Genomic DNA, 3,740 nt, shown 5'->3' on the forward strand with positions numbered 1-3,740 from the left:
GTCGGTCTCTCGAAGAATCACGCGATGACCTTCAATCATTCGGCTACGACACGCCGGTACCACTGATCAGGTCCGGACTCGTACACCACTCTGCTGGACACAACCCTAAGAATTTGGACGACTCAGAATCTATCTCGGGTGCTGACGACTGGAAGTGGTGGGCACGGATGGTCAGACCGCGATGAATACCCGGTCGAGGACTCGGCGGCGGCGTGCGCGGGTAGCGGTTTTGCGTGACGCAATATTGAGGCCGTCGATGGTGCCGATCAGAAGCTGGTTTGGATCAACCGCGTCGCTGCTCGCCCATGCTGCTTGGGCGAGCGCGGCATAGCCATGTCCACCGTGGTCGGCCTCGATCACCTCTTCCTGGATCTCGTCACCGTAGATCCAGCGAATAGCGCCCGGGGCGACGGCGAGCGCGCCTACCGCTGCGCCGTGGATCGTGATTGCCTGCAGCTGGCCCGCGCGGTGCCATCGTGAGATGTCCTCAGGGACCGCAGGAAAGACGTTGCGTGCGACAGCGCGATCCGCGCTGGCCATGTGTTCATACCGGCGACGCACCATTTCGATCGCATGTTCTGGATCCGAAAACGGGATCAGTCGCACTGAAGGATCCGGTGCAGGCATGTCCTTGTACCGAGCGGCGTAGATGCTCATGTCTAGTAATGCATTTGGCCCTGAGATGCGGCCGGGGCTGACGCAGAGACGCAAGTGTTTTGGTCTGAACATCGACCACTCATCACGGACACAACCCCTCAGTCGATCGAGGTCGTCGAATCCGTGCGCGATGATCTCAACGAAGGGGCGGTTGACGTCTCGACCACGGAAACGAATGCCGCCCAGCAATTTACCGTGGCGGGTGCACACGATGCGGTGCAAGTAGTCGCTCGGCAGGACCCCAGGCAGGGACAGATGTGTGTAGAACTGCGCGGCGAACTCGTCGTCACTTACTCGGGAAGTCTCGACCTCCAGCCACGACTCGACCAGCGCACTGCCTTCGCGGCCGAACAGATCCGCGGCCACCACCAATTCATCGGTAAGCGATGACCAAGCGATGCCCGTCATGCCGTAGCATTCAACGTCCCGAGCGGATTCGACGCAACGGTTTTAAAGCGAAGCTACTGTCTCATATCTAGCGAAGTGAGACGGACTTGCTCAGCGTCGAAGGCTTGACGTTTCGGAAGCTCACTGAGTCCCGTTTCCTGTCTCATGTGGCGGAGCACCAGTGACCGTCAACGTTTGGCACAACTGGTGTCGTGCGGTGACTATGCCGCTTCGCTTAGCGGAACTGCGAACGCTTTAGCTCCATCTGACCTGCCACAGGGATACCGGCCAATGACCTCACACCCTGATAGCCCAAGACCAGGGCCACTACTACTCCGACGGCCAGCGACCACCCAGCGCGGAGCTGACCGGCCCTAGCCGATCCGAGATCAAACCCGTCGGCGCGCACCGCGTCCCCTGCGTTCGGCCACGGCCGCGTCCGCTGATCCCGCAGCGCCTCCACAAACCGCTCACACGTCTCGAGCCGTTCATCGGGGTACTTCGCCAGCACCTTGACGAACACATCATCCAGATGCGCTGGCCCCGCGGATTCCGCGCGGTCGTTCCTCGAAGACTGACTAGGTCAACACCGGCGCGGTCGGAGTGAACACCACCGGCATCGCCTCAGGGCCGCTGACGAAGTTCGCCGGGCGCAGCGGCACATCGGCTCCGTCAGCAAGCCTGAGATCGGGCAGCCGCTGCAACAGCCGTCCGACCATCAGCTTGAGCTCCAACCGGGCCAGCTGGTTGCCCAGACAGAAGTGCGTGCCGAAGCCGAATGCCAGATGGCTGTTGGGATTCCGGTCGATCCGGAACGTCTCGGGATCGCCGAACACGGCCTCGTCGAAGTTGGCGGACTCGAACATCAGCATGATCTTCTCGCCGGATCTGAGCTCGGTGCCGTGGAACGTCGTATCGGCGGTCAGCGTGCGGCACATGTTCTTCACGGGCGAGGTCCAGCGCAGCATCTCCTCGATGGCGCCGGGCAGGGCGTCTTGATTCGCGACGAGCGTGTCCCATTGATCGTGGTGCCGCAGCAGCTGCTCGACCCCGCCGCTGAGGGTGTGCCGGGTGGTCTCGTCGCCGCCGATGAGGATCAGCAACGTCTCGAAGACGATCTCGTCATCGCTCATCTGCTGGCCCTCGACCTCGGCGTTGACCAGGATCGAAAACAGGTCGTCGGTGGGATTGGCCCGCCGCTTGATCACCTCGTTCCTGGTGAACTCGGTATAGGCGGCGAACGTCTCCATCAGCTTCTGGATGACGGTCTGGTCGACGTGCGAGGACAGCCCGCACACCAAGTCGTCCGACCACCGCAGCAGCATGTCTCGCTCTTCGGGCAGCACGCCGAGCATGTCACCGATCACGGCCATCGGCAGCGGCGCGGCGATGTCGCGGACGAAGTCGCACTCGCCGCGTTCGCACACGGCGTCGATGAGGGTGTCACACAGCCGGATGATCGACGGCACCTTGTCCATCACCCGCTTGCGGGTGAACCCGGCGTTGACGAGCTTGCGCCGCAACAGGTGTGCGGGATCGTCCATGTCGATCATGTACGGCATGCCGGGCTGGTCGGGCCGGATACCGCCTGCGCTGGAGAACAACTCGGGATTGCGTTCGGCGTCGAGCACCGCCTGATAGGTGGCGGCCGCGGCCTGGCCGTTGCGATCGCGGAACACCGGCTCGTTGGCCCGCATCCAGCGGTAGGCCTCGCGGGCTCCGCCGTCGGAATAGAACCTCCCGTCTGCCAGATCGACGTCGGGCTTGGTGCTGGGAAGGGTCTGGGTCATGAGATCTCCTTGGCATCGCCGAACGTCATCTCCACGTTCTGCACTGAGCTCGATATGAGGGCGCGTTTGGGCAAGCCAAGGGCCGCAAGTTCTTTGGCGTACGGGTGATCGCCCAACCACAGCCGGACCCCACCCGGCCGATAGCGCACGCCGATCAGCCGCATCTCCCCGGCGGTTTCTCTCGTGACGCCGTTGAGGTGCGAGAAGGTGGGGTGGATCTGCGGCTTGGAGGTGAACCTGGCAGGCACCGGCAGACCAGGCCGGAATTCCATCCCGACCGCGAGCTGCCCGTCGATGGTCACGTCGAAACCGAACTGCCGGCCATCACGAACGGTGAAGTCCGCCATCACTTTTGGGTACCCCCAGATCGACCGACCGGCCTCGAGGGTGAACGCTTGGTCGACGGGCAGGTGGTGGATGAACGCCCCGGCGGACTGAAGGGCGCGCACGCCGGTTGCCGTCGAACCGGGCGGGTTGACCATGACGTTGGTGCCGTATTCCAGGTACTGGCCCAGGTCGCCGTCGATGTATCGCATCAGCATGAGGACCACGACCGCGCGGCCCGGCCGGTAGCGACAGACCTGCAGGCCGCTGTAGTCGATCATCCGCTGGGCGGCGTCGGCATCCACCGAGAACATCGCCATGTGTTGATCTGCGGTGCGGATCCGTACGGGCATGGTCACGACGGACCCGGCGATGGTGTGCTCGGTCACACCCCAAATCTAGAACGCGTTCTAAACACTTTGCAAGAAGTGTCTACTGTTTCCTCGCGAACAGACGCTGCGGTACCCGGATCATGGTGCGGGTTCACGTGGTCGTCGCAATGCTCTCGATGTGAGAGGTTGCGGTGGTCGTGTCGTTTTCCGAGGATTGTGTTCGGTTTGGTGATCGGCTAGCAAAGCTGGT

Annotated in this window: 3 protein-coding genes; all 3 read right to left on the reverse strand. The window is 62.7% G+C overall.

Features of this window, described 5'->3' with window-relative positions:
• Nucleotides 1-171 precede the first annotated feature (171 nt).
• The 3 genes from RMCB_RS17890 to RMCB_RS17905 all read right to left on the reverse strand — a co-directional run bounded on the left by RMCB_RS17890 (nt 172) and on the right by RMCB_RS17905 (nt 3,547).
• Nucleotides 172-1,065 (reverse strand): hypothetical protein, encoded by an 894-nt coding sequence (locus RMCB_RS17890; protein WP_062829866.1) that lies wholly within the window; start codon nt 1,063-1,065, stop codon nt 172-174.
• 557 nt (nt 1,066-1,622) lie between these two features.
• Nucleotides 1,623-2,834 carry a cytochrome P450 gene (locus RMCB_RS17900; RefSeq protein ID WP_062829868.1) on the reverse strand — a complete coding sequence of 404 codons (1,212 nt, stop codon included), beginning with the start codon at nt 2,832-2,834 and terminating at the stop codon, nt 1,623-1,625.
• Complete coding sequence (locus tag RMCB_RS17905; RefSeq protein WP_062829869.1) at nt 2,831-3,547, reverse strand: acetoacetate decarboxylase family protein; 717 nt, start codon at nt 3,545-3,547, stop codon at nt 2,831-2,833. Before RMCB_RS17905 ends, RMCB_RS17900 begins: the two co-directional genes overlap by 4 nt.
• Nucleotides 3,548-3,740 lie beyond the last annotated feature (193 nt).

Source organism: Mycolicibacterium brisbanense (genome assembly GCF_001570425.1).
Taxonomy (GTDB): Bacteria; Actinomycetota; Actinomycetes; order Mycobacteriales; family Mycobacteriaceae; genus Mycobacterium; species Mycobacterium brisbanense.